At 69.1% G+C, this 2,799-nt stretch carries 2 protein-coding genes; both read left to right on the top strand.

The features are described 5' to 3' along the window. On the top strand, positions 1-1,782 hold a 1,782-nt coding region (locus tag ACYVK3_RS14690), incomplete at its 5' end, for a peptidoglycan D,D-transpeptidase FtsI family protein (RefSeq protein WP_460498072.1). 87 nt (positions 1,783-1,869) lie between these two features. Continuing rightward, positions 1,870-2,781 (top strand): proteasome assembly chaperone family protein, encoded by a 912-nt coding sequence (locus ACYVK3_RS14685; protein WP_460498071.1) that lies wholly within the window; start codon positions 1,870-1,872, stop codon positions 2,779-2,781. Positions 2,782-2,799: the final 18 nt, after the last annotated feature.

Here is a 2,799-nt window from a genome sequence, read left to right as displayed (position 1 = left end):
CGCCGGGCCGCGCCGACGGTCCGTCCCATCCGCGAGCTGCCGCGCATCGGCAGCCCCGGCAGGCGCCTGCGGTTCGCCTCCGCGCTGGTGCTCATCCTTCTGCTCATCGCAGGGGGGCGCCTCATCCAGCTCCAGGTCACCGACTCCGCCGCGTACGCCGCCGACGCGCTCAACCAGCGGCTCGTCACCGAGCCGCTCCCCGCCTCCCGCGGGTCGATCCTCGACCGCAACGGGAACGCGCTGGCCTATTCGATCGAGGCGAACTACATCGCCGTCGACCCCACGCGCGTCGAAGCCGATCCGGCGCAGTTGGCCGCCGACCTCACGATGCTCCTGGGCCGTCCGGCCTCGGAACTCGAGCCGATCATCGCGACCGAGCAGACCCCGCAGGGCGAGGCGATCGAGTTCGCCTACCTCCAGCGCGGCGTCGACCTCGCCATCGGCGACAAGATCGCCGAGCTCGGCGACCCCGGAATCATCATCGGCCAGGACGAGCGCCGCGTCGTGCCCGGACACGACCTGGCCGCCAACGTCCTCGGCTTCACCGGCGGCGACAACGGCGAGGGCCTCGCCGGCCTGGAGGCCGGCTACGACGATTGGCTCAGCGGCACCGACGGCGAGGTCTCCTACGAGCGCGGCGGCTCCGGCCAACCCATCCCCGGCGCCTTCTACCGCGAGGAGGAGGCCGTACCGGGCAACGACCTCCAGTTGACCCTCGACGCCGACCTGCAATTCCAGGTGCAGAAGATCCTCGAGGCGACCGTCGAGGAGCACGACGCGACCTTCGGCTCGGCCATGGTCATGGAGGTCGAATCCGGCGAGATGCTCGCCATGGCCTCCACCCCGACCTACGACGCGGCCAACCCCTTCGACGTCGAGGACGAGGAGGTCTACCGCGACTACGCCACTCAGGCCACCTTCGACCCGGGATCGATCCACAAGGCCATCATCTTCGCGGCCGCGCTCGAGGAGGGCTGCATCGAGCCCGCTGGCACGCTGCCGGTGAGCCAGTCGATCAACAAGGGCGACACGGTCTACGAGGACACCTATCAGCACGGCGGGGCGACGCTGAGTCTCGCCGGAATCATCGCCCAGTCCTCGAACGTCGGCACCATCGAACTCGCCGACTGCCTCGGGCCCGAGAAGGTCTACGAGTACCAGCAGCGGTTCGGGCTTGGCCGGCCCACCGGCGTCGGCGTCGCCGGGGAGGCCTCGGGCATGCTCCTGGACCCCCAGCACTGGTCGGTGACATCGCCCGGCTCGATCCCGATCGGCCACGAGATCACGACCACGCTCATCCAGATGGCCGCGGTCTACGGCGCGATCGCCAACGACGGCGTGTACGTGCAGCCGACCCTGGTCGACAGCCTCATCGATGCCGACGGCGACGTCCAGGAGGACGACACCGAGCCCGCGACGCACCAGGTGATCTCGCCCGAGACCTCGGACGACCTCAAGTACCTGCTCCAGGCCCCGATCGCCGACGACACCGGCACCGGGCGGAACGCGGAGCTGGAGAGCTACCACCTCGCCGGCAAGACGGGCACCGGCAAGCTCGTCGAGGACGGGGAGTACGCGTCCGGCAACGTGGGCTCCTTCGTCGGCTTCGCGCCGGCCGAGGACCCGAAGTACGTCGTGGCCATCAGCGTGTACGACCCCGGCGGCGGGGGCGGCGGCTCCACCACCGGCGACGCGTTCAAGGAGATCAACGAATTCACCTTGAGCTACTTCGGAGTTCGGCCTTCCCAGGGCCCCGCTCCCGAGTTCGATGTGTGGGGGTGAGCCCGCTCCGAGCTCTATGCTCAGGGGAATGGCGATCCCGAGTCGGACGTTAGCATCTAAGGCGTCTAGAAGAAGGAGCCGATTGCTTTGAACGTTGACCCTTGGGCACTGTGCGACGTCCTCGCTGACCCTCCCGAGGCGCGAGGTGCGGTCCTGCTGCACTTCCTTGACGGGTTCATGGACGCCGGCTCGGCCGGTCGCGGCGTCGTCGACTACCTCTTCGACGAATTCGAGCACACGCCGGTGGCGTCGTTCGACGTCGACCAGCTCATCGACTACCGCTCCCGCCGCCCGAACCTGACGTTCGCCCTCGACCGCTGGTCGGACTTCGAGGCGCCGCAACTGGTCGTATACCTCATGCGCGACCGGTCCGAGCGGCCGTTCCTGCTGATGACGGGGCCGGAGCCGGACTTCGCCTGGGAACGGTTCGTGGACGCCGCCGAGGACCTCATCGACCACTGGAACGTACCGCTGACCGTCGGCTTCCAGGGCATTCCGATGGGCGTGCCGCACACGCGGGCGCTGGGCATGACGGTGCACGCCACCCGGCCCGAGCTGGTGTTCGACAACCGGCCGGTGTTCAACGAGGTGACCGTGCCCGGGAACGCCGCCGGGCTCTTGGAGTACCGGCTGGGGGAGTCGGGGCGCGACGCGCTCGGCCTGGCGGTGCACGTGCCGCACTACGTGATGCAGATGACCTACCCGGCCGCCACGATCAGACTGCTGGAGGGGATCAAGGAGGCCACCGGACTCGATCTGCCGGCAGATCCGGGCCTGGAAGAGGACCGGGTCCGCGTCGACGCGGACATCGCCGAGCAGGTGGCCGAGTCGGAGGAGGTCGCCGAGGTCGTGAAGTCGCTGGAGGAGCAGTACGACTCCTTCACGGAGGCGGCCGAGGCCGACGAGATGCTGCACGAGGGCAGGATGCCGACCGCGGAGGAACTGGGCGCCGCTTTCGAGCACTTCCTCGCCGAGCGCCAGAAGCGCGACGACGACTGATCGTCCCCGAAGCCGAAG

The organism is Glycomyces tarimensis (assembly GCF_054776215.1).
The sequence above is the reverse complement of the archived record's forward strand: the minus strand, read 5'-3'. Positions and strand labels throughout refer to the sequence as shown.